This window comes from Chitinophaga sp., assembly GCF_039596135.1.
Taxonomy (GTDB): Bacteria; Bacteroidota; Bacteroidia; order Chitinophagales; family Chitinophagaceae; genus Chitinophaga.
The window spans coordinates 126,743-150,803 of sequence record NZ_JBCNKH010000007.1; the positions used below are offsets into that span (position 1 = coordinate 126,743).

Consider the following 24,061-nt stretch of genomic DNA (forward strand, 5'->3'; position numbering starts at 1 on the left):
TCAAAATAACCAAATACTGTATCTATGAAAACGTTGTTTTCCCGCATCGTAGGGGTGATCCTGTTCACCTGCTACCTGTTTCCCGTTCATGCTCAATCCTTATCGTCTGTCATTGACAGCACTGAATGGAATACCTTTTTCCCGCACCGCTTTAATCCTGACGATCGCACCGGGGCCGGCACCTTGCCCACCACTGCTGCTAAGGATTTTTACTCTTATGCTAATTTTGCCAAAGCCGTGACATGGATGAGCAATATCAAAATTATCGTAGAACGGCGCTGTGCTACAAACCTTTACCGCCTGACCCGTGTAGACAAAACCACCGGTTCATCTATCGTGATCCGTACGGTGGATGGGTTCAACAGTTCACCTAACAGTATCATCACCACTACGGTGGATTATGGCACCTTTGCGAATGAGGGTGACCTGACGGTGCGCAAGCGGGAGCTGATGGCGTTCCTGGCGAACATTTCGCAGGAAACGACTGGTGGCTGGGCTACGGCGCCGGGGGGGCCTTATGCCTGGGGGCTGTATTTCAGGGAAGAAGTAGGGTACGAAGGCACGACCAATATTGGCTACAGGGATGAAACCAATACCGAGTACCCGCCCGCTGCAGGCAAGTCATATCACGGCCGTGGCCCTATACAGCTGAGTTATAATTATAACTATGGCCAGGCGAGTGAGTTTATCTTTGGCGATAAGAATGTGTTACTGGCCAATCCTGAAAAAGTGATTGAAGATGGGGCGATTGCCTTTGAAACTGCAATCTGGTTCTGGATGGCGGAGCAATATCCAAAGCCCTGTTGCCATGATGTGATGATCCCCGGCAAGTGGGTGCCTACGGCTACGCAAACAGCTGCGGGACTCAAGCCTGGATTTGGGGCTACTGTCAATATTATTAATGGTGGGGTAGAGTGTGGCGGTGGCACAGAGAATACGAAAGTATTAGGCCGGATTGGCCATTATACACGCTATACCGGTTTAAAAGGGGTGAGCCTGGAGTTGGATGGCGGTAACAATGCGAATAATTGTGGGTGTGCAAATATGAGCCAGTTTGCAATTGATAATACGGAATGTAGCCAGATAGTGTCGCTCACGTTTACTGCTCCGGCAAATGGTATTTTAGATGTGACCAGTTTATCGCCGGTTACTTTATCAGTAGCTAAGAATGATCCGAAAGGTGAGGTGACGGCGGTATATATTAATATAGATGGTCAGCGGCTGAGTGGTACCAGTGTGTCCTGGACGCCATCTGCTTACAAGTCTTATACGGCTACGGCGGTGGCACTGCGGAATGGTAAGGATTCAGTGGTGACGTCTGTAACATTTGCCGTGTGGAATAGCCAGACGTTTGCAGGTTGTGCGTATTTGCCGGCGTGGGATGCCAGTAAGAATTATACGACGGCTGGGAATATAGTATTGTATAATTCCATTGTGTACCGGAATCAGTGGTGGGCAGGTAGTGCAGACGTGCCGGGTAGTAATGATACCTGGGCGGTAGTAGGTACCTGTTCCGGGAATGGCGGAAATGGTGGGGGGAATGGGCAGACTTGTGGTAGCATAGCAGGATGGTCACAGGGAGGTATATATACAGCGGGGAACCAGGTGGCGTATGATGGGAAGATTTACCAGGCGAAATGGTGGACACAGGGGGATAGGCCTGATTTGAATACGGGTGATGGTAAACCGTGGACGTATGTGGGATTGTGTACGGCAAGTGCTGCAAAGATTGCGGCTACGTCAGCCGCAGCTGCTAAGGCGGTTGTTCCTGCTTCCGAAGCGTTGACTGCTTATCCGAATCCTGTCAGCGGCAATACATTAACACTGAATATTAATAACACAACTCATGAGCAGCTGGAAGTATCTTTATTGGATGTACAATCAGGTAACCCTGTACTGCAAAAATTAATTAATACCAGTGGCACGGTACGGCTGGATATCAGCTCTGTACCGGCAGGTGTATGGGTACTGAAAGTGAATGGTAAAGCTGGTTTGGTGGGAACTGCCAAGATAGTCAGAATCCGTTAGGTGTAAGGTCCCGCGGCAGCGGTCAGCATTGCGAAGATCGAAATTTGTGAAGCGGGTTGTAACCAAATGTCATTCTCATGCGTTTATATACCATGCGAACCATTTACTTATTGCTGACCGTAGCGCTGCTCAGCAGCTGTAGCAGGAAAACCACACCCGACGGCGGTGGAGATTGTACCAAATATGCCATCGTACCCGTGTCCCGTATAGAACACGTGAATGACAGTATCAAAGTATATTTCCATGTCATGAACGGCTGTGGCCAGTTTAACAAATTTATAGAAAAGGACTCTGCAGGCGCCCATATCGTAACAGTGCAGGCTATTTATAAAGGCTGCTTTTGCACCATGGATATTCCGGAGCGTTCTGCCAGTTATAAATTCAAACCCAACAAACCCGGGACTTCCTTCCTTACATTCAGAGGAGAAGACGGTAATGATATCACGGAAACTATCGATGTAAAATAAAAAAGGAGGGCGTATCACAAAGTACGATACGTCCTCTTTTTATTCGGATATCTGATGGAGACAGGTAGTTATTGAAGCGATTCTCAGGAGGTTATTTTATTTTTAATACATTCTCCTTTTATTTTATCCCGCTGCTTTCACCTTTTTTAAATGTACACTCGGCGGCACTCCAAACTGTGTTTTAAAGCACTTACTGAAATAAAACGGATCATTCATCCCCACTTTGTAAGCCACTTCTGCCACCGTATATTCTCCCGTATTCAACAACTCAGCCGCCTTTTTCACCCTGACTAACCTAATGTATTCATTCGGCGAATATCCCGTCAATCCCTTTACTTTTTTATAAAACAACGTTCTTCCCATTTTCATCGAAAGGGCAAAATCATCTACAGAGAACTGCGCATTGTCCAGGTTCTTTTCAATAATCATATTTATTTTCTCCAAGAATTGCTGATCCGCTTCATTCTCTGAAATATGTACCGCAAAGAAACCGGGATCGTTGGCAAACCGCTTCCTGATCTTCTCTCTTTGCTCTATAATCCGGATAATAGTGGTCAGTAAGAACCGTGTACTAAAGGGTTTGGTAATATAAGCATCCGCACCTGCATTAATGCCTTGCAGCTGGTGCTCGCCCGAAGATAAGGCTGTCAATAATACTACCGGAATATGACAGGTCTGAAACTCACTTCTTATCTTATGTGTAATATCCAATCCACTCATTTCGGGCAGCATCACATCGCATACAATCAGGTCCGGCGATTGTGCAATGGCCTGTTCTAATCCTTCCCTGCCATTTGCCGCAGTATCAACATGGAAGTAACGACCCAGGGTAGTAGCCAGGTATGCCGCAATATCCGCATTGTCTTCAATGATCAATACATTGTACCGGGAGCTGGGTTGTGGTACCGCCGCCGTATCTGTATCATCAATGAAAGGAATCACGGGTTCTTTTGGAACCACCTGCAGGGCTATTTCATCTGCCTGATACGCCTGTTTATGAATAGGAAGGTTTATTTTGAATGTCACCCCTGCATCTGCATTATTCTCAAAACTGATCTCTCCTTTGTGCAGGGTGACCAGTTCTTTTGTCAATGACAAACCTAAACCTGTACCGGTAGGCGAGAAGGTAAGTTGTGTAAACCGCTGGAACACGAGGTGTTGTTTCTCTTCTGAAATAGCAATACCATTATCAATGACTTTGATAGAAAGGTCGTTGTTGACAGTTACTATCAGATCGATCTTTCCACCCGTAGGTGTAAATTTATGTGCATTGGAGAGTAAATTATACAGCATTTTATCCAGCTTGCCCTGATCGACCCAGGCCATACAGGCATCTACATTTGACTGAAAGTGTAAGGTAATCTGCTTTTGTGCAGCGAGGTCAGTAAACCCATTACAGATGTCCTGTATAAACTGGATGATCTCTGTTTCCTGTACCTGTAATTGTAGTTTATTATGCTGTATTTTCCTGAAATCCAGTAACTGATCTGCGAGGCGCATGAGGTGTGCTACTTGTCTTTGCATAATATGCAGGTGCTTGCCTGATTGCTTACCCGGAATCAATTGTTCCATCGCACTCACGATGAGTGATAATGGGGTTCTGAACTCGTGGGAGATATCTGTAAAGAAATTGAGTTTGTATTCAGTCAGTTCTTTTTCCAATGTCACAGCATGTTGTAGCCGATGGATCCGTTTGTTGACAGTACGTACCCCCATGATGAGACAGATGATTAATCCAAGGTACAGGATGATGGCAATATTCGAACGCCAGAAAGGTGGCAGTACGATGAGTTGTATGTGGGCTACCTGCTTACTCCATGTACCGTCATCATTTGTGCCCCGTACCTTGAAGGTATATTTTCCCGGAGGAAGATTACGATAGGTGGCCACATTATAACTGGATGGTGCATTCCATTCATCTTCATAATTCTCTAAGATATAAGTATACTTATTTTGCTGTGGGTTCCTGAATGCCAGTGAGGCAAATGAGATACTGAATACTTTCTGCCCGGGTTCCAGGGTGATGGATTTCGCTGTACTGATAGATTCTTCCAGCGTAACAGGGTTCCCTGCCACACTCAATCCTGTCAGTAATACAGGTGCATCGCCATTACCATTTTTCAGCTGTTCAGGAAAGAAGCTGTAAAAACCATTCATACTCCCCCATAACAACTGGCCGTTTTCTCTTTTGAAGCAGGCGCCTTCAGAAAATAAATTGCCCAGTGCATTATTGGCAAAATAGAATACTTCGAATGTACTCTTCTCAGGGTTGAACCGGGTCAGGCCATTTTCTGTACTGACCCATAGATTCCCCTGTGCATCTTCGAGCATACTATTTACGACATCGTGCGAAAGGCCCTGTTCTGTGGTATAATTAATAAACTTCCTTTTCTTTCTCACAAACTGGCTGAAACCGCCGCCGGTAGTACCTATCCATATTCTGCCCTTATGGTCTTCGCAGAGGCTCTTGATTTCGTTACTACCTAATCCTGCCTGGTAAGTGGTAACTTTATTTTTACCTGCCAGCAAGTTGTCGGGATTGAACACAAGTAAACCGTTATTCGTTCCTGCCCAAAGCTGGTTCTGTTTATCCTGCATGAGGCAACGAATGTACACAGGGTTTACCCCATCATGAAAGAAACTCTTCCATTCCAGCGAACTGCCGCCATTGTAGGTAGCGAGGTACAGGCCACTGCCAAAGGTACCTACCCACATTCGCTGCTGGCGGTCCTGCATGATGGTATACACCAACCGGTTATCGCCTGTGGGTAATAGAAAATGTCTCGCTTTTTGTTGCAGGGAATCGCGGTGTACAATGTACACGCCATCTCCTTTGGTACCTATCCAGAGGTATCCGCCTGCATCTTCCGTCATGCAATAGATATTAGCACATTGGCCGGGCAAGAGATGCTCTAAAGAGCGGGTCTTTTCAAGGTGGTCATTGTATAAATACAACGCGCCATTGCGGGTACTTACCCATATGCGGTTATAGCTATCTTCGAAGATGGTCTTTACACCATTAGAAGTATACTTTTCAGGGGTTTGTGCCTCCGGGAAAATATGTGTGACATGAAGGGATTGCGGGGTGAGTTTTTGTAAACCCGTATGCTCGGCACCTACCCAGATCAGGCCGGAACGGTCTGCGATCACACTCAGCAGGTAATTGGTACTTAACCCATTTGGATTGTCGGTATCGTATACAAACCGCTGTACCTGCCTGTTGAGTTTATCAAAGCAATACAGACCGCCGCCATAGGTGGTAATCCATACCTTGCCTTTGTGATCTGCTGCAAAAGCAAACCGGCAGTCATCAATGACTTTCATGACATTGGCAGGGATGAGGGAAATGCGCTGGCTGAATTCCTGCACGGGGTCAAAGTACCATACATTGCCGGAATGGTTATTTACCCATATGCCGTGGTCCTGGTCTGTTTCTATATCGATATGTCCGGGTATTTCTTCTCCAAATAGCCGGGCGACGGGTATGAGCTGGTTAGATTTTAGATTTACTATTTGCAGGCCATGCTGCTGGGTGCCTAGTAATATTCTGTCATTGGCTAATATGGCAGCATCCGTTAAGGTGGCTCCTGCCGGGAGGGGCGTAATATCGTTCGCCAGTGATTTTTTTGTAGACAGGTCATAAACAATCAATCCCTGTCTTTTAATAAAATACAATTGTTGCTCCTTAGCGATTGCTTTGATAAAATCCCCTTCGTAAGTTTTTATCGCATCGCCCCGGGCATCCACCTTGAATAAATTTTTATCCGTACCAATCCATACCTGGTGTTGCGGGTCTTCAAATACAAAATGTACCGACCCTAATGCATACCGCCGGCCATTGTGCAGGCAGCCGTTGTTTTTGCTATATAACCATACGCCATTTGAGCCTTCATACAAGTGATCGTAGGTCAGGTTTGCGCTGTCAGGTATTATATTAATAAAACTCTCTTTGCGGGGATCGAAGCAATGATAATGCCCCTCGGTCGTCTTTACCCAGATAATGCCGGTTTTATCTTCATACAATGACCGGATACGATTGTCCCTGATAGGCTGAGATACGCCCATATTGGTCCGGTACACGGTAAACTTCCTGCCATCATACCGGTTTAGCCCATTTAGCGTTCCTACCCAGATAAACCCTTTTTTATCCTGGAGCAGGCACCGCACCGTGTTTTGAGATAGCCCGTCGTGCGTAGTTAATTGTTCCAGCCTGATATTGCCGGACGGATCTGTATTGGTGTGGATTTCCCTGGCCGACAGAAAAGACAGCCCGGTTAACGACGGCAATAGTAAGCCGCATAACAAAAGGAAGTATTGTTGCAGTCGCATAACGTTTTTCTTTGCCGGCATTGGTGGTAATAGCCGGATGGAATTTATAAAGCGTAAAATCAGTTCGTATGACCAATATAAAAAAATAACCCCTACTCATTATCCTATAGTGTCTTATTAACACCTTTTCGCACATTTTTCCATCCTTTTGTCAATTTATCCATGCCGCTGACCACATATTTACAGGGTTTACTACAATTATCCATTGCACAATATTCATATAGGAGATAGATTTGAAGGTATGATCAGGTCTATAGTTACAATAATTTGTTTGTATGTGATAATGCCAGCCCGGGCACAGCAATATACCCGGCTACAGAATGCATTTCAAATCCACACTGCTACTCAATCTTTCCGGCTGGAATTTTGTACATCGGCCATGTTCCGGATCAGTTATGGAGTCCCCCTCAAAGAAAACCTAATGGTCAATAAGTACGATTGGGATAGTGTGGAGGTACAGGTCAATGACAGTGATGGGAAATTACAGCTCAGTACAGTCAGTCTCCGGCTGGTAATTGGTGCCAGGGGGCAGCTGGAAGTTTACACCGCCAATGGCCAGCTGCTCTCTGCCGGGAAAGGTGACGACTCCTCCGGGGTAAAAAATGTCCTGCAGGCCGATGAACACTTCTTTGGTTTTGGGGAGCGCATGGACTTCCTGGATCAGCGGGGCAAGAAAGTGCAACTGGAAGTGGGCAGGGGAAAAGAGAAACCACATATCGTGGGTGCTTACAATGTGCTGCAGGCAAATTATAGCCCGGTACCTTTCTTTATGAGTACGAAAGGATATGGCATCTTTCTCCATACCACCTACAATTCTACCTGGGATATGGGAAATACCGAACCAGATACATACAGTTTTTCAGCAGCGCAGGGGCCGCTGGAATATTATTTTATATATGGTCCTCAATTTACGGGCATCCTGGATCTGTATACCCAGTTGACCGGCAGGTCGCCTTTGTTACCGCAATTTGCCCTTGGCTTACATGTAGGTACTTATAGCGGCGGCACCTGGGGGCATGAGGAACTGACGTCTGCAGCTTATGTGATAGAGCTGGCCCGCCGGTTTAGAAAAATGGGTATACCGGTAGATATTCTCTTCTTAGATTCTACATGGCGGCAGTTTGGTAAGAACGGAGGTAAGGGGGCCACGTCTTTTGAATGGAGAGAAACCTTCCACAATCCGAAAGCGATGTTCGACACGCTGTATAATTTACATTATAATATGGTGGGGCTGCATATCCGGCCAAGGATAGACAATGGCACCCGGTTCAAGTTGTTAGACACGGCCAGGGATTTACATTACACCTACCCGGAGGCCAACAACCCCGGTGAATTTATCAACTACTTTGACTCTGCAGCTGTGAGCTGGTGGTGGAACCATGCGGCTATGAAAGTGGCGGCAGCAGGTGCGCGGTTCTTCAAAACAGATGAAGGCAGTGCCTTTGGCGCCCTTGCCAATGAAAGTGCAAAGACAGGCCCCGGTGGTCCGGAAGCCCAGCGATTACATAATGTATTCCCAATTGCATATGCAAAGGCAGCGTATGAACAGTTTGCCGCCTATAACCAGCTACGTGGTTTGAACCAGACCCGCGAGGGCTATACTGGTATCCAGCGGTTCCCTTTCATTTTTGCGGGTGACTGGCCCAGTCAATGGCAGTACTTTGGTCCTGTAATCAAAGCAGGGTTAAATATAGGCGTATCCGGTGTTGGCTACTGGGCGCATTGTATGGGGGGCTTTGAGCAACCTGCCGATCCGGAGTTGTATGTTCGCTGGGTGCAATTCGGGATGCTGAGTCCTGTGGCCTTATTATTTGGGATGGATCATCCCGGGTATAAAGAACCCTGGCGCTATGGCAAGGAAGCGACCGACATTTTTAAGCAATATGACGAACTGAGATATAGCCTGCTGCCTTACCTTTATAGCGCCAGCTATCATCAGTATAAAACAGGTACGCCCATTATGCAGGCGCTTGTGCTCACCTATCAGGATGATGTGAATGTATACAATATCACAGATCAATATCTACTTGGGGAAAATATCATGGTATGCCCGGTAACGGAAAAGGGGGCTGCCACACGTGTTGTATACCTGCCCAAAGGAGAATGGATCGACTACTGGACAGGTAAGCATTATAATGGCAGGAGTTACCTGAATGCCGTATGCCCGCTTGACAAAGTACCTATCTTCATCAAAGCAGGCAGCATCATTCCCAGGCAACAGGTAGTACAGTATGTAGGCCAGCGCGTGATCGACAATATAATACTGGAAATTTATCCGGGAACAGGTAGTGCCGATCTGTATACCGATGATGGCAAAAGCCTGCAATACCAGCAGGGCATCTATGCCATTACCCACATAGATCAGCGGACAGACAATGGCGCCTGCCGCCTTCACATCAGTGCACCTGAAGGGAAATATAACGCTCCTGTCAAAACCTTTACCCTCAGGGTGCATGTAGAAAAAGCACCTGCCAGTGGTAAGGGACATTACGATGCTACCAACCAGGTATATATGATTGAAGGCATCGATGCTACCAAAGAAAATACGATAGTCATTAACTGATATGAAACAAACAGGATTGATAGCACTGCTGCTTGGCTGTATGCTGTCTGTAAAAGCACAAACGATTTCCCTGAAAGGGGAATGGCAGTTCACCACGGACTCTGCCGGACAATGGAGCACCATAAAATTGCCGGGCTCTATGCTGGAAAATAATAAAGGGGCGGATGTGTCGGTAAACACGCGGTGGACAGGGAGCATTTATGATAGCTCCTGGTACTTCAATCCTGAAATGGCGAAATACCGGGTGCCGGGAAATATTAAATTCCCCTTCTGGCTCACGCCGGCAAAGACGTATGTAGGGCCGGCCTGGTATAAAAAGGTGGTAGATATTCCCGCAGACTGGAAAGGCAGGCGGATTACATTTACAATGGAGCGGCCGCACTGGGAGACAGTAGTGTATGTAGATGGGCAGCGGGCCGGGATGCAGAATAGTATGAGTGCACCGCATGTGTATGACTTATCTGCGTTGTTAAGCCCGGGGCGGCATACGATTTTGGTGCGGATTGATAATAGGATCAAAGAGATTAATGTAGGGCCTGATTCACATAGTTTGACGGACCATACGCAGGGGAACTGGAACGGTACGATAGGAAAGCTGGAATTGAATGCAGGGAGCACGGTGTGGATGGAGGATGTGCAGGTATACCCGGATGTGAAGCATAGTTTGGTGAAGATTAAATTATTAGCAGGCAAAAAAGAGAAGGGTGCAGTATCAGGGAAGTTTTTAATTGCGGCAAATAATGTAGCGTCTAAGGAAGTTGCGTTTCAGTTGAATAATGATACGACTGCTATTGTGATTGATTATCCAATGGGAAGTGATGTGTTGCTGTGGGATGAGTTTCATCCTCATTTATATAATTTAACCGTGCAAATGGTGCCGGCCAATGGGGAGAAGAGTGTGAAAAATATCACCTTCGGCATGCGGGAATTCAACATCTACGATACCCGCTTTATGGTCAATGGCCGGCCTGTATTTTTAAGAGGCACAGTAGACAATGCCGTATTCCCTTTAACAGGCTACCCGCCTATGGATGAAGCAAGTTGGGTACGCATCTTTCAGAAAGCAAAATCATACGGCCTCAATCACATGCGTTTCCATTCCTGGTGTCCACCGGAAGCTGCTTTCAGTGCAGCTGATAAAGTTGGTTTTTACCTGCAGCCTGAAGGACCCAGCTGGGCAAACCACGGTACTTCATTGGGGGACGGCCTGCCTGTAGATCAATATATTTATGACGAAACCAATCGCATAACAAAAGCATATGGCAACTATGCATCTTTCTGTATGCTGGCATATGGCAATGAACCAAAGGGTGGGCACCAGGTAGATTACCTCACACAGTTCATTGCATATTGGAAAGCGAAAGATAGCAGGCGGGTATACACAGGCGCTTCTGTAGGCAATAGCTGGCCGTTGGTGCCGGATAATGAATACATGGTGAAAGCAGGTGCCCGTGGTTTGCGGTGGTCTACATTGCCGGGTAGTGATTTTGATTATTATGAGCGCATCAAAGACTTTCATGTACCGTATGTGAGTCATGAAATGGGGCAGTGGTGTGTATATCCTGATTTTACTGAAATTCCTAAATATACAGGGTTATATAAAGCAAAGAACTTTGAAATATTCCGGGACCAGCTTACAGCGCATCATATGGGTGCACAGGCAAGGGATTTCTTCATGGCTTCCGGAAAATTACAGGTGCTATGTTATAAGGCAGAAATAGAAGCAGCGCTGCGTACACCGGGGCTGGCAGGTTTCCAGTTATTATCCATCAATGATTACCCGGGGCAGGGAACAGCGCTGGTAGGTGTATTGGATCCCTTCTGGAATGATAAGCCTTATATCAATGATAAAGAATGGAGACGGTTCTGTAGTCCCACCGTACTGCTGGCAAGGATGAAGCAATTTGTATACACCAGCAATGATACTTTGCATGCGGCCATAACGGTGACGAATTTTGGAGAAAAGGCGTTGCGGGGTGTTCGTCCTGTATGGAGCATAAAAGATAAAGCCGGAAAGGTATTACAGCAAGGCACATTCCCGGCGGCAGATATTCCGTTAGGTGATAATATTCCTTTGGGTAATCTGCATCTGCCTTTACGGTTTACTGGAAATATCAGTTTGGAAATTAGTCTCGATGGCACGGAGATTAGTAACAGCTGGCCTTTGTGGGTATATGCACCGACATTGGATATTGCTGAAAAAGGGATTCATGTATGCGATACCTTAGATGCCGCTGCGCAAAAGGTATTGCAGGATGGAGGTAAGGTATTGTTACTAGCGGCAGGAAAGATCCAGCAGGGCCGCGAAGTGGTGCAGAGTTTCACGCCTGTATTCTGGAATACCTCCTGGTTTAAGATGCGTCCGCCACATACATTAGGGATCTTATGTAATCCTAAACATGCTGCATTTGCAGATTTTCCTACTGACTATTACAGTAACTACCAATGGTGGGAGCTGGTGAATAATACACAGGTCATGGAGTTGTCTAACTTTCCCGCTACATTGACACCGTTGGTACAGAATATAGATACCTGGTTCCTGAACAGAAGATTGGGAATGGTAGTGGAGGCGAAAGTAGGGAAGGGACGCCTGATCATCAGCAGTATTGATCTGAATAAAGAAGGCATTGTGACCAGGCAGCTAAAGTATAGTTTACTGAAGTATATGCAGTCTGCCAACTTCAAACCTGCTGTGGAAGTAAAGTTGCCGGTGATACAGGAATTGTTCAGACCGGGGGCGTCTAAAAAAATAAACCTGTATACCAAAGATAGTCCGGATGAATTAAAGCCGACTACATTACGGTTACCTGCAGTAGTGGGTGATCATATGGTGCTGCAACAAAATGCTGACGTGAACATATGGGGATGGGGGATAGCTGGCGAAAAGGTGACCATCCGCAATAGCTGGGATAATAAAACCATTGCCACTACGGTAGGTAAAGATGGCCGCTGGCAGGCGGTACTGGCTACCGCCAAAGCAGGTGGTCCGTATACGCTGGCGATAAATAATATCCGCTTGTCTGATATTTACCTGGGAGAAGTGTGGTTGTGTTCAGGACAATCTAATATGGATATGACAGTAGCCCGTGAAGATCGCTACTGGTGTGGGGTATACAATGAGGCAGCGGAAGTAGCGGCGGCTAATTATCCTTTGATTCGTGTGTTTGATACAGACTTTACACCTACAGATACGATTCAGACTGATGTGAAAGGGAAGTGGGAAATATGCTCACCAGCTACCGTAGGCCATTTCTCTGCGGCGGCTTATTTCTTTGCACGGCATCTGCAACAGCAGTTGCAGGTACCTGTTGGTTTGCTCACGACAGCCTATGGTGGAAGTACAGCAGAGGCATGGGTGAGCAGAAAAGAACTGGCCGCACATCATTTCCAGCCTTTATTAGATGCATATGCGCAGAGAAAGGCCCTGTATGATACCAGCTTTACAGCCCGTGCAAAATATAAAGCAGCGATGGAAAAATGGGACGCTGATGCAGCTGTGGCAAAAGCGGAACATAAAGATCCACCAAGGAGTCCGAAGGATCCCAATCCGGAACACGATCAGCATAGCCCGGCGGTATTGTATAATGGGATGGTGGCGCCGTTGATTCCTTATACTATCAAAGGAGCTATCTGGTACCAGGGAGAGTCGAATGCAAACAATCCAGACATTTACCGCTCTCTTATGGAAACATTGGTAGCGGGTTGGAGAGAGGAATGGCATCAGGGCGATTTTCCTTTCTATTATGTACAGTTAGCGAATTATGGTAAGCCAGATTCATTGCCGGTAAAAGAGAATGGAACGGTTTTGATCAGACAGGCACAGCTGGAAAATTTAAGTATTCCTAATAGCGGAATGGCAGTGGCGATAGATAATGCGAACCCGGAGGATCCGGGGAATATACACCCGAAGAATAAGCAGGAGATAGGGTTGCGGTTGGCATTAATAGCGGGCGCGAAAACATACGGGAAAGGTAATCCTTATAGTGGTCCGATATTCACCAGGATGGAAGTACAGGGAAAACAGATCAGGTTGTATTTTGAACATACTGATGGTGGATTGATGGTGAAAGGAGATACACTGAAGGGGTTTGCGATAGCAGGGGCGGATCAGAAATTTGTATTTGCAAATGCCCGCATTGATGGGAATACGGTGATCGTATCAGCGCCGGAGATTTCAAAGCCTGCTATTGTAGGATATGGATGGGCCGGCAATCCCAGCACTAATTTATATAATAAAGCAGGGCTACCTGCGAGTCCTTTTAAAACAGATAATTAATTAAGGTGGGGGTGGCCGGGAGGCCACCCCCATCAGTTTTTACATGAAATAGTACGATTCTCCATTGTTCTCCCCTCAGCCGCCGCCTATTTTTACCTCATGGAATCGCATTACCAACAACAACGGCTCGCGCGTCTCAAACGTCTGGAAAAACTATTGCTCATCCTTATTATATCTGCTACCGCGCTGGTAGTATGGCTCATCTTTTTCAATTAGTATCAACCAACGAAAGCGTTATGAAACAAATTTTATTGTTGGCAGTATTGCTCCTGCTGGGGCAATACCTCCATGCCGCATTCGCCCCGGTCACAGGACAAATCGTGGACGATGCCGATCAGACACCATTAATCGGTGTGAGTGTTCAGGTGAAAAACACCAACAAAGGGACCACCACCAATGCCCAGGGACAATTTACGCTCGACGTATCGGACAATGCCATACTCGTCATCTCTTACGTAGGCTATGAATCAAAAGAGGTTCCCGTAAGTGGACCACATGTCACTATCCGTTTATCCAAAGCAAACAAAGGATTAAACGAAGTGGTAGTGATCGGTTACGGCAGTGTGGCCAAAAAGAACCTGGTAGGTGCTGTCGCATCTATCGGTGAAACACAGATCAAAGACCGGCCCATTACCCGCATCGACCAGGCACTCGCCGCCCAGATGCCGGGTGTACAGGTACAATCCATCACCGGTACCCCCGGTGCAGCCCTGCAGATCAGGGTGCGGGGTGCCGCCTCCGTATCCGGCAGCAATGACCCTTTGTACATTGTGGATGGGGTACCTGTGGAAGACTTAGGCGATATTGATCCTGCTACCATACAATCTGTAGATGTGCTCAAAGATGCATCGGCTGCTGCCATCTACGGGGCCAGGGGTTCCAATGGAGTAGTGCTCATCACCACAAAGAGAGGGCAGAGTGGTAAGCCCGTCATTGCCTTTTCTGCTAACTATGCCCGGCAGGCGCCTGAGAAATTAGTCGACATGATGTCGCCCACGCAATGGATCCAATTCAAGAAAGATCTTATCGACTCCTCCTGGGTAGCCCTTGGCAGAACAAAAGGGAAAAATTACCAGGCCAGTGATAACATGGATTTTCGTGCATCCGAATTAGGAGGCACCACCGCCAACACACATAAGCTGGCCAGTACCACCTATATGTATGACCCTTACTGGGCATATGGTACAGATAGCCTTGACTACGTGAACTGGCAGGATGAATTTTTCCAGCCCGCCTGGATGCAGAAGTACAACCTCTCTGCCTCTGGTGGCAATGAAAATGTGACCTACCTCTTATCAGGTGAATACATGGACCAGGATGGGATGGCAGTGAACACCGGTTACAAACGCTACACCTTCCGCTCTAACATGGAAGTGAAACTCAGCGAGCGGGTAAAAGTCGGCCTGCAGTTATCGCCATCCATCTCATGGACAGACGGTGCGGGCATTGACGGACGTGGGGGCATTGGCCCTTCAGTAGCCGGTACAGCCCCTATACAGGAAAAAGGGGTAGGTGTGCATTCCGGCTCTATTGGTACCGATGCCTATCGCTGGGTAGCAGATCAGATCAGCCCTGTGGAAGTGATGGAAAAGACCCTGAACAAAACTGAGCTTACGAAGTTACTCTCCCAGATGTACATCAATGCTTCTTTGGCAAAGGGCCTCCGCCTTAACCTGACCGGTGCCTGGAACAGCAGTAGCAGTGATTATAAATATTACCAGCCTACCTCCGTTACTTCTGCCAGGCGTACAGCTGCCGAAGGTTCTCAAAGTACGGCCACCCGCAAAACTGCCCGTACACAATATTACCTCTTTCAGGCATTGCTTACTTACGATAAGCAGCTGGGCAAACATGGCTTTAACTTCATTGCCGGTGCAAGTACAGAAAACAATAATGTGGCGAACACCGCGCAAACCAACAAAGTATTTGCCAATGATAACCTGTACACCTTTGACCAGGGTTCCTCTACAGTGACCGCATCAAGTGTCACAGAATCCAAACGAACACTGGCCTCTTTCTTTGGTCGTGTCAATTACAACTACAATAGCCGTTACCTGTTGTCAGTGAGCTTCAGGCAGGATGGTAGTTCCCGTTTCGGTGAAGACTCCCGCTGGGGGGCATTCCCAGCAGCTTCTATCGGTTGGAGAATCAGTGATGAAAATTTTATGAGCGGGCTAAGACACATCTTCAGTGACCTGAAACTCCGCTATGCATGGGGCATTGCCGGCAATGACAGGATAGGAGGAGACTACCCCGCCATTGGCCTGGTGACCAGCACCAACTATGTATTTGGTGAAACACAGGCACAAAGCACCGGTTTCTCCGTCACCAGCATCACCAACCCTAACCTGCGCTGGGAAAAGACTACCTCCAACGACGTAGGCTTCGATGCGAGTGTGCTAAAAGACCGTCTCTCTGTATCTTTCGACTATTACGACAAAATGACGAGAGACCTGCTGCTCAGCGTACCTGTAGCCAGGGCGACCGGCTATACAAAAGAAAATGCCAATATCGGCTCGGTGAGAAACTGGGGGTATGAGATCAACCTGAACTCAAGAAACATCAATACTAAAAACTTCAACTGGGAAACTTCTCTCAATTTCTCCTGGAACAAAAATAAGGTCGTAAAACTAAACAACAACAATACCCCCATCTACACCGGCTGGGAAAGCACTGTAAAAATAGCCGTAGGAAGGCCATTATACTCCTATGTGCTCTACGATGCAATAGGCGTATACCAAACAGAAGAACAGCTGAAAAACCTGCCTAAAAGAACCAGTACCATCATTGGTGACCCAGTGTACAGAGACGTAAACAAAGACGGCACCATCGATGCCAATGATATGACCGAAGTAGGCCATCCTGATCCCAACTACACCTGGGGCATGACCAACCGCTTTAGTTACAAGCGCTTTGACCTGTCTTTCTTATTGCAGGGGCAATGGGGCAACCAGATCTTCAGCATGTTTGGCCGTAACATTGACCGTCCTACCACAGGCTTAGGCAACTACAATGCAAAACAGGTGTGGGTCAACCGCTTTCGCAGTGTAAGTGAACCCGGCGATGGCAAGACGCCCCGTATCGACGCTTCCACTGCCAGCCTGTACGATACCCGCTGGCTCTACAGCGGTGCATTTTACAAAATTAAAAACCTCACCCTTGGCTACACTTTCCGCCCGGGTATTGTAAAAGGTATCCGTAATGCAAGGCTGTATTTCAGTGTAGACAACCTCTGGATGCATGACAACTACTCCGGCGGTTATTCTCCTGAAGCCTTTCAGTACGACTACCTGAGCGACTGGTCCAGTTATCCGACTGCACGCACGTACAGCATGGGTATTAATATCGGATTATAAAAAATGAGCCACATGAAATATATTATCGCAATCATTTGCATCATCATACTGGCGGCCTGTAATAAAGACTTCCTGGATACAGCGCCCATCTCCAATCAGAATGAAAGCAGTTTTTATAAGACTGAAAATGACATTGTGCAGGCAGTCAGTGGCGTGTACAACAAACTGCTCACCTTTCCTGATGTCAACAATTTATACCTTTCAGAAGTACGTTCCAGTAACTACTATGTAGACAGGCAGGATGCTGCGCGGGATTACTTCAGCCTTTCTGCATTTGAAATCACGTCTGCCCTGGGTACTTTGCAAACTGCCTGGACGAATGACTACGAACTAATAGAAAGAGCAAACCAGGTGCTGGACAAAATAGATGGTATTTCATTCACAGATACTACGAAGCGTAGCAGGATGAAAGGAGAATGTAAATTCCTCCGGGCCTTAGCTTATTTTGAATTAGTAAAAGCATTTGGTGCAGTGCCTTTAATCGATCATACGGTTTCGTCAGAAGAAGCCCTCACTTATCCCCGTGTAGGCGCAGATACCATCTATAACTTTATCGTGAGCGAACTTACCACAGCTGCTACACTGTTACCAACCAGCTACAGCGGTACGGACAAAGGCCGGGCTACCAAACTTGCAGCCCTGGGTTTATTAGGCCGCGCATACATGTTTATGGCAGGGTATCCATTCAATAAAACAGAAAATTACACCAACGCTATTAATGTATTCAAACAGGTATTGAATGCAGAAAATAATGGCTGGACATTTGCTGCCACTTATGCAGAGATCTTTAAAACAGCCAGCGATAATAAATATTACCTCTTCGAAGTACAATATTTATCTGGTGGTAAAGGATTAGGCAATCCTGTTCCGGGCGAAGTGATTCCACTCGATATGGATACAAAGATCACGCCTTATGGTTCCTACTATATGCAAGGCTTTCCATCCGATGACCTGATCAAAAGTTTCGAAACCGGCGATAAAAGAGAGTTCGTTATTCTTGACACTGTGTACCGGAACAAATCGGGGGTGATGACAAAGCGTAACTATTTCAAAAAGTACCTTGACTCCTCTGCCGCCGCTTCCATTCTCAGTAATTCTGACTGGGGGATCAACTTCCCGATCTTAAGACCAGAAGACGTTATGCTCATGTATGCACAGGCCGTAAACGAGACCAGTGGTCCTACAGCAGAAGCACTGAACCTGGTGAACCGGATCAGAACAAGAGCAGGGCTGGCAAGCATATCCGGTGTATCTCAATCTGAATTCAGGTTGCTGATCGAAACTGAAAGAAGACATGAGCTGGCCTGGGAAGGTATTTATTGGGGAGACCTGGTGCGAACAGGAAGGTGCCTGGACGTAATGAACCCGTGGTTACAAACAAACTATTCAAAATCTATAGATGTGACGCAGGAACTATATCCTATTCCACAATCTGAAATGCAAATAAAACCGGGCCTGTATTATCAGAATCCCGGTTATGAGTAAACACATAAGGGGGCTGGCTAAACAGCCGGCCCCTATATCACCCTTAATAAGTATATCCTTTTCTTTTAAATAACCAGATGTTTCTCCAGCCATCTCCCTGTTCCACCAGCGTCAATTCATTTTCATTCAGCTTCACAATCGTATACGTTGCTTTCGTACCCAGGCTAATATCACTACCTGTTATCTTCACTGTATGTGCCGTAGTATCCAGGTCAAAGATGGCTTTGGTTTTCGTACCATTATGATTGAAGGTAAAGTTCTTCGCACCATTCAGGTCAAAAGTCATTTCATCAGCCGCTACACCCTTTGACACGAGGTAACTCTCTCCGTTCGTCCACCAGGCAGGCGTAGTCGCATCACCGGGACCATTACCATAGCAATAGAGTGTAGGCACATCTACAGCCCATACCCATGTTCTGCCTTCCGCACCATTCGCCAGCAGGTTCCACAATGCACTACTGAAATATTGAGGATCATTCTCTGATACAGTAATCTGTGTAGAGTCACCTACAGGGCCACCGGAAGTATACACGGTATACTTAATCCAATAGTTACCTGCAAAAGGTAAATTGATCGTATCCTGCATTTTCTTAGAGAATCCACCGGTATATTGCCAGAATGGAATGTATCCACCACTCGTCTGACTATTCAGGTAAATGATATTGTCATACCCATCTTTCTGTGTAACAGAAAATTTCAGACTGGACTGTGCAATGGTGGGAGAGCCCATGCTCTCTTCGTCTTCTTTGGTACAGGCTGTAAAAGCACAGGCCAGTAACAGGAGTGACAGTATAATATAGTTTTTCATTATTAACAGTTTTGTGGAATTATAAAATCACCATCCGGCGTTTTGTTTATACACGCCATTAGACAAGCTGATCTCCTGCTCCGGAATTTTGAACAAGCCTTTTGTGGCAGCAGGGAAGCTCACTGTGAAATCAGACGTGCCTGCATTATCAATTGCCGCTTTCGCAACATCTATACCCTGACGGAGCAAATCCCAGTAGCGTTGGCCTTCCAGTGCCAGTTCCAGTCTGCGCTCATTCATGATCAGCGATTTACCGGCTGCATCGGCAGTGAGCGTCTTGCGATAGCTGGTGCTTAAGTAGGCCCGGTCGCGTACCTGGTTATAGTAATCCTGCGCTTTTGACAGGTTGCCTTCCAGGTTCAGCTCAGCAGCCATCAGCAATACATCAGAATATCGAATGACTACGTCGTCATAGTAGTTGTCAATCTGGAAGTCGCCGCCCATCTCCACGGCATTGCCGGCATTCATAGGAGTGTATTTCTTCCAGAAGTAACCGGTGTATTGTGACTGGTCGCCCAGTGAGTAGGCAGTGAGATTTTCATTTTCAATAGAGACAATAGAAGCGCCGCGACGGGTATCATTATTATCATATGCATTCCAAAGGCTGGTGCTCACTGTACCCGCACCCCATCCTTTATAATAAGGATCCAGCACCTGGTTACGGATCGCGATGTCGACCTGCATACGGTTACCATTGTGCTGATCCCAGTTGCCCAGACCTTTGTAAGTGAATTTAATAGACCATACGGTTTCTTTATTATCCTCTCCTACAAAGCGGGTGAGGGATGACTGCCAGAGGTTTGCAAAGGTATCTACCAGGCCATAACCACCAGCATTGATCACATTGTCCAGGTAAGTGATGGCATCTGCTTTTGTAATCACGCCTGCCAGATCGGCCTGGCTATAATAGCCGGTATAGTATAAGAATACACGGCCTATCAGGGATGCAGCCGCCCATTTGTTCACCCTGCCATAATTGGCAGAAGAGATGCTGGCATACGGTGTAGCAGCCAGGTTATCAGCAGCATACTTCAGGTCTTTGGCGATCTGTGCATACACTTCGGCCGGATCGGATTGTGGCAGATCCAGTTCACTTGGTGTGAGGGGTGAAGTGGTCATTGGAATATTGCCAAACAGCCTTACCAGGTCAAAGTAGAAGTAAGCTCTCAGGAAACGGGCTTCTGCAGTATACTGAACTTTCAGTGTGGTATCGCTGCCCCAGTTCACTCCATCTATTTTTGACAGGAGGATATTGGCCCTGTAGATACCGGTATAATATTTCTGCCAGAGGCTCAGGTTTATATTGGATGCTGGCTGGAAGCGGTCCCATTGTTTCCAGGTCAGGTCAGAGGTACCACCGCCGCCAAAACAGTCGTCACTGGCTATTTCGGATACCAGGTGGATATTATCATAGTCACCGATCTCCAGTTCATTGTATACGGCTACCAATGCCTGCAATGCCTGTTCCGGCGTTTTATAGAAAGATTCTTCCGTCTGTTCATCAACGGGGGAGCGTTCCAGGAAGCTCTTGCTACAAGCGGCAAAGAACGCGATTGCTATAGCTGCTAAGAATATCTTTTTCATGTGGAATGTTTTGCCGGTGATTAAAATTTAACGTTCAGACCCACTAACAGTGTCTTTGGCTGTGGGTAGGTACCTACGTCAATGCCGGAAGCCCAGCTGGAAGGACCATAACCAATTTCAGGATCTATGCCTTTGTACTTAGTGAACGTAAACAGGTTAGTACCGGAAACGTATAATCTCAATTGTTGGATAGGCATCTGCGGGAACAACTTCTTGAAGTCATAACCCAGGTTCACACTCTTAATGCGGAGGAAGGAACCGTCTTTAACATACAGGTCAGAAGAGCGGATCCAGTTCTGGTTCAACTCAGCGCCATCTGTAATGCGGGGAATTTTGTTAGAAGTACCTTCGCCTGTCCAGCGACCCAGGATCTCGGTAGAGTAGTTGCTGAGTGGGCTGGAGAAGTCGTGGGTACCATCCCAGATTTTACTACCCTGGCTGCCATAGATGGCCACTGTCAGGTCAAAACCCTTGTAACCCAGGTTTACATTGAAGCCGTAGGTAAATTTAGGGAATGGATTACCGATCATGGTTTCATCGCTCGCATTGATGACGCCATCGCCATTCAGGTCCTGGAAGCGTACATCGCCGGGTTGTGCATTCGGCTGAATAGGCGTGCCATCTTTACCTTTGTAAGCAGCTATTTCGGCCGTGTTCTGGAAGATGCCGTCGGTTTTGTAACCATAGAAGTAACCCATTGGGAAACCCTTCTGGGCACGGTAGAACTCAGGCATGCTGGCATAGGTAACACCTGTAGATCCATTGATGATCTTTTCCTTGTTAGGAATGTCGGTCACCTTGTTACGATTGACAGTCAGGTTCGCATTTACGCCTACAGAAAGTTCATGGAACTTATGATCCCATCCCAGGGCGGCTTCAATACCCCTGTTCCGTACATCGCCACCATTTACCAGGGCTGTGTTTGCACCAGAGATAGCAGGTGTGTTCACACTTACCAGCCAGTCTTTCGTCATCTTGTTATACACGTCCACGGTGATACTGAAATCTTTGAAGATCACCGCATCGATACCAAAGTTGGTCTGTTCGGATGTTTCCCATTTCAGGTCAGGGTTGGCGGTCTTGGTAGGCGCTGCACCTACATAGGCTACATCGCCGCTGCCGAAGTAGTAACCCAGGTATTGGGTGGAGAGGGTAGACAGGTATTGGTACTGAGCAGATGGCAGGTTGCCGTTCTGGCCCCAGCCGGCGCGGATCTTCAGGAAATCCAGCCAGTACTTTTTCAGGAATGGCTCATTGGTAGGTACCCAGCCTGCAGAGAAAGAAGGGAAGTGACCGTAGCGGTTATTTGCACCAAATGCGGTAGAGCCATCGATACGGAAGATGGCCGTGAACATATACTTTTCCGCATAGTTGTATCCAATACGGCCAAAGTAGGACAACAGTGCAGAAGAACCTTTGGAGCCATACACCTTTTGCGTACTGTCTGTAGTACCATTGTTAATGATGGCGTTGTCCAGTCCTGTTTTAGTCAGGTCCTGTTTGTAACCATTTACAAAGAAGGTAGTACTCTCCATTGAGTTCATACCCACCAGTGCATTGATATTGTGTTTACCAAACTGGCGCTGGTAGTTGATGGTATTATCCCAGTTCCACACCGCATCGCGTTCCATACCCTGGTTGGCCTGTGAGTGAATATTATATTCAGTAGTAGACAGGTCATATACCGGTTTATAGCTATTGGTATTTGTATACATCAGGTTAATACCAAAGTCAGTACGAATATTCAGACCTTTAATTGGTGTAGCCTGCAGGTAGGTATTACCAATGACACGATCGTAGGTATTTTTGTTCTGGTATTTATAGTACATCGCTGCCACGGGGTTGGTTTCACCCACATTCCAGGTAGACTTACCGAAAGCGCCGGTGGAATCGTACACAGGGAAGAGCGGGCTTACATTCAGTACGCCGTGCATGGAATTGTCATAGATGTTGCTCACACCTACACCACTTTTAGCAGAGCGGGAGTAAGTGAGGTTTTCACCAAAGACCAGCAGGTCCTTGTAGGCTTTGTGTTCAGAATTGAGGCGGAAGTTTACGCGCTCATACCTGGACTGGCCTTTGAAACCAATGATACCATCCTGTTTGGTATAAGATACGGAAGAAGAATATACAGAGCGGTCGTTGCCACCAGACAGTGATACGCTATGGTTCATCATTGGTGCCTTCTTGTTATACATAGCTTCCTGCCAGTCGGTACCTTTGCCCAGCGCACTTAGTTGCTGGGTGGTAAAGTAAGGACTGTTGCCGGAGTTGATGGCCATTTCATTCATGATCACACCATAGTCGTGTGCATTCAGCAGCGCTGTTTTATGGGTAGGGTTCTGCACACCATAATAGGCGTCATAAGCCAGTTTGGTATTGGCGTTTTTCCCTTTGGTGGTCGTGATCAGTACTACTCCATTCGCAGCGCGGGAACCGTAGATGGCGGAGGATGCAGCATCTTTCAACACGTCTACACCAGCGATGTCGGAAGGGTTCAGGTAGGAGATGTCCTGTATAGGCACACCATCTATAATGTAGATAGGGTCTGCACTGCCCACGGTACCAGTACCGCGTATACGTACTTTCATGGCTTCGCCGGGTTGTGCGGATACAGTGGCGATCTGCACTCCGGGTGTCTGGCCCTGTAAAGCCTGGTCTACGCGCAGGGAGTGGTTTTCTTCCAGTTGTTTTGTGTTCACGTGGTCGATAGCACCTGTTACGAGTTTTTTCTTTTCAGTACCATAACCTACTACAACGATTTCCTCAATTGTTTTTGTGCCTTCGGTCAACTGAATCCTGATGCTGGTTTGTCCCTTTACGGCTACCACCTGTTTGTCGAACCCCATGAGGGTAACTTCCAGGGAGTCTTCATCTTTCACCTGCAGGTGAAAGCGACCGTTGATGTCAGAAATGGCACCATTGTTAGTACCTTTTACGCGCACGCTGGCGCCGGGTAGTGGTTCATCTTTACCAGCTGTGGATATTCTCCCTTCCAGCAGGTGAGAGTTGGTCTGTGCAATAGTCATAGTACCGGTCAGTAGCATTGCTATGAGCAGTATGCTTCTGATCCCCCAGGATGCAGCCACAAAATCGTGGATTTTGTAAGCAGTTTTCATAATGTTAGAATGTTTGTTTCTGGATGATGTAAGAATTGAAAGCGAC

General features: G+C 47.0%; 10 protein-coding genes. 6 read left to right on the top strand and 4 right to left on the bottom strand.

The features are described 5' to 3' along the window. Positions 1–24: 24 nt before the first annotated feature. Together ABDW16_RS07600 and ABDW16_RS07605 are read left to right on the top strand one after the other, a co-directional pair. Entirely contained in the window at positions 25–2,028 is a 2,004-nt protein-coding gene (locus ABDW16_RS07600) for a glycoside hydrolase family 19 protein (RefSeq protein ID WP_343668814.1), read from the top strand. Between the two features lie 92 nt (positions 2,029–2,120). Continuing rightward, positions 2,121–2,495 (top strand): hypothetical protein, encoded by a 375-nt coding sequence (locus tag ABDW16_RS07605; RefSeq protein ID WP_343668815.1) that lies wholly within the window; start codon positions 2,121–2,123, stop codon positions 2,493–2,495. A gap of 123 nt (positions 2,496–2,618) precedes the next feature. Here ABDW16_RS07605 and ABDW16_RS07610 read toward each other — a convergent pair whose 3' ends face one another. After that, entirely contained in the window at positions 2,619–6,824 is a 4,206-nt protein-coding gene (locus tag ABDW16_RS07610; RefSeq protein WP_343668816.1) for a two-component regulator propeller domain-containing protein, read from the bottom strand. Positions 6,825–7,065: 241 nt separating this feature from the next. Between ABDW16_RS07610 and ABDW16_RS07615 the strand changes: the two genes are divergently transcribed. The 4 genes from ABDW16_RS07615 to ABDW16_RS07630 all read left to right on the top strand — a co-directional run bounded on the left by ABDW16_RS07615 (position 7,066) and on the right by ABDW16_RS07630 (position 18,504). Next, positions 7,066–9,387: a TIM-barrel domain-containing protein gene (locus ABDW16_RS07615; RefSeq protein ID WP_343668817.1), complete on the top strand. Its 2,322-nt coding sequence runs from the start codon at positions 7,066–7,068 to the stop codon at positions 9,385–9,387. Position 9,388: 1 nt separating this feature from the next. Further along, positions 9,389–13,663: a sialate O-acetylesterase gene (locus ABDW16_RS07620; RefSeq protein ID WP_343668819.1), complete on the top strand. Its 4,275-nt coding sequence runs from the start codon at positions 9,389–9,391 to the stop codon at positions 13,661–13,663. A gap of 236 nt (positions 13,664–13,899) precedes the next feature. After that, the gene (locus tag ABDW16_RS07625) at positions 13,900–17,019 is read left to right on the top strand and encodes a TonB-dependent receptor (RefSeq protein ID WP_343668820.1); all 3,120 of its coding nucleotides are present in this window, start codon (positions 13,900–13,902) and stop codon (positions 17,017–17,019) included. Between the two features lie 12 nt (positions 17,020–17,031). Beyond that, positions 17,032–18,504, top strand: a complete 1,473-nt coding sequence (locus ABDW16_RS07630; protein ID WP_343668821.1) for a RagB/SusD family nutrient uptake outer membrane protein — start codon at positions 17,032–17,034, stop codon at positions 18,502–18,504. Positions 18,505–18,547: 43 nt separating this feature from the next. On the opposite strand, the gene ABDW16_RS07635 is transcribed toward ABDW16_RS07630, so the two are convergent. Genes ABDW16_RS07635 through ABDW16_RS07645 form a run of 3 tightly spaced genes read right to left on the bottom strand, consistent with a single transcriptional unit; the run spans position 18,548 to position 24,015 of the window. Further along, entirely contained in the window at positions 18,548–19,312 is a 765-nt protein-coding gene (locus ABDW16_RS07635; RefSeq protein WP_343668822.1) for a hypothetical protein, read from the bottom strand. A 27-nt stretch (positions 19,313–19,339) separates the two neighbouring features. After that, complete coding sequence (locus ABDW16_RS07640; RefSeq protein WP_343668823.1) at positions 19,340–20,896, bottom strand: RagB/SusD family nutrient uptake outer membrane protein; 1,557 nt, start codon at positions 20,894–20,896, stop codon at positions 19,340–19,342. A gap of 20 nt (positions 20,897–20,916) precedes the next feature. Then, a complete protein-coding gene (locus ABDW16_RS07645; RefSeq protein WP_343668824.1) occupies positions 20,917–24,015 on the bottom strand; it encodes a TonB-dependent receptor in 3,099 nt (1,032 codons plus the stop codon). Positions 24,016–24,061: the final 46 nt, after the last annotated feature.

What these genes read in the sequence shown, in the direction of transcription:
- ABDW16_RS07640 (WP_343668823.1), bottom strand. Translation starts at nt 20,896, where the DNA reads ATGAAAAAGATATTCTTAGCAGCTATAGCAATCGCGTTCTTTGCCGCT.
- ABDW16_RS07615 (WP_343668817.1), top strand. Translation starts at nt 7,066, where the DNA reads ATGATCAGGTCTATAGTTACAATAATTTGTTTGTATGTGATAATGCCA.
- ABDW16_RS07600 (WP_343668814.1), top strand. Translation starts at nt 25, where the DNA reads ATGAAAACGTTGTTTTCCCGCATCGTAGGGGTGATCCTGTTCACCTGC.
- ABDW16_RS07635 (WP_343668822.1), bottom strand. Translation starts at nt 19,312, where the DNA reads ATGAAAAACTATATTATACTGTCACTCCTGTTACTGGCCTGTGCTTTT.
- ABDW16_RS07630 (WP_343668821.1), top strand. Translation starts at nt 17,032, where the DNA reads ATGAAATATATTATCGCAATCATTTGCATCATCATACTGGCGGCCTGT.
- ABDW16_RS07625 (WP_343668820.1), top strand. Translation starts at nt 13,900, where the DNA reads ATGAAACAAATTTTATTGTTGGCAGTATTGCTCCTGCTGGGGCAATAC.
- ABDW16_RS07645 (WP_343668824.1), bottom strand. Translation starts at nt 24,015, where the DNA reads ATGAAAACTGCTTACAAAATCCACGATTTTGTGGCTGCATCCTGGGGG.
- ABDW16_RS07610 (WP_343668816.1), bottom strand. Translation starts at nt 6,824, where the DNA reads ATGCGACTGCAACAATACTTCCTTTTGTTATGCGGCTTACTATTGCCG.
- ABDW16_RS07620 (WP_343668819.1), top strand. Translation starts at nt 9,389, where the DNA reads ATGAAACAAACAGGATTGATAGCACTGCTGCTTGGCTGTATGCTGTCT.
- ABDW16_RS07605 (WP_343668815.1), top strand. Translation starts at nt 2,121, where the DNA reads ATGCGAACCATTTACTTATTGCTGACCGTAGCGCTGCTCAGCAGCTGT.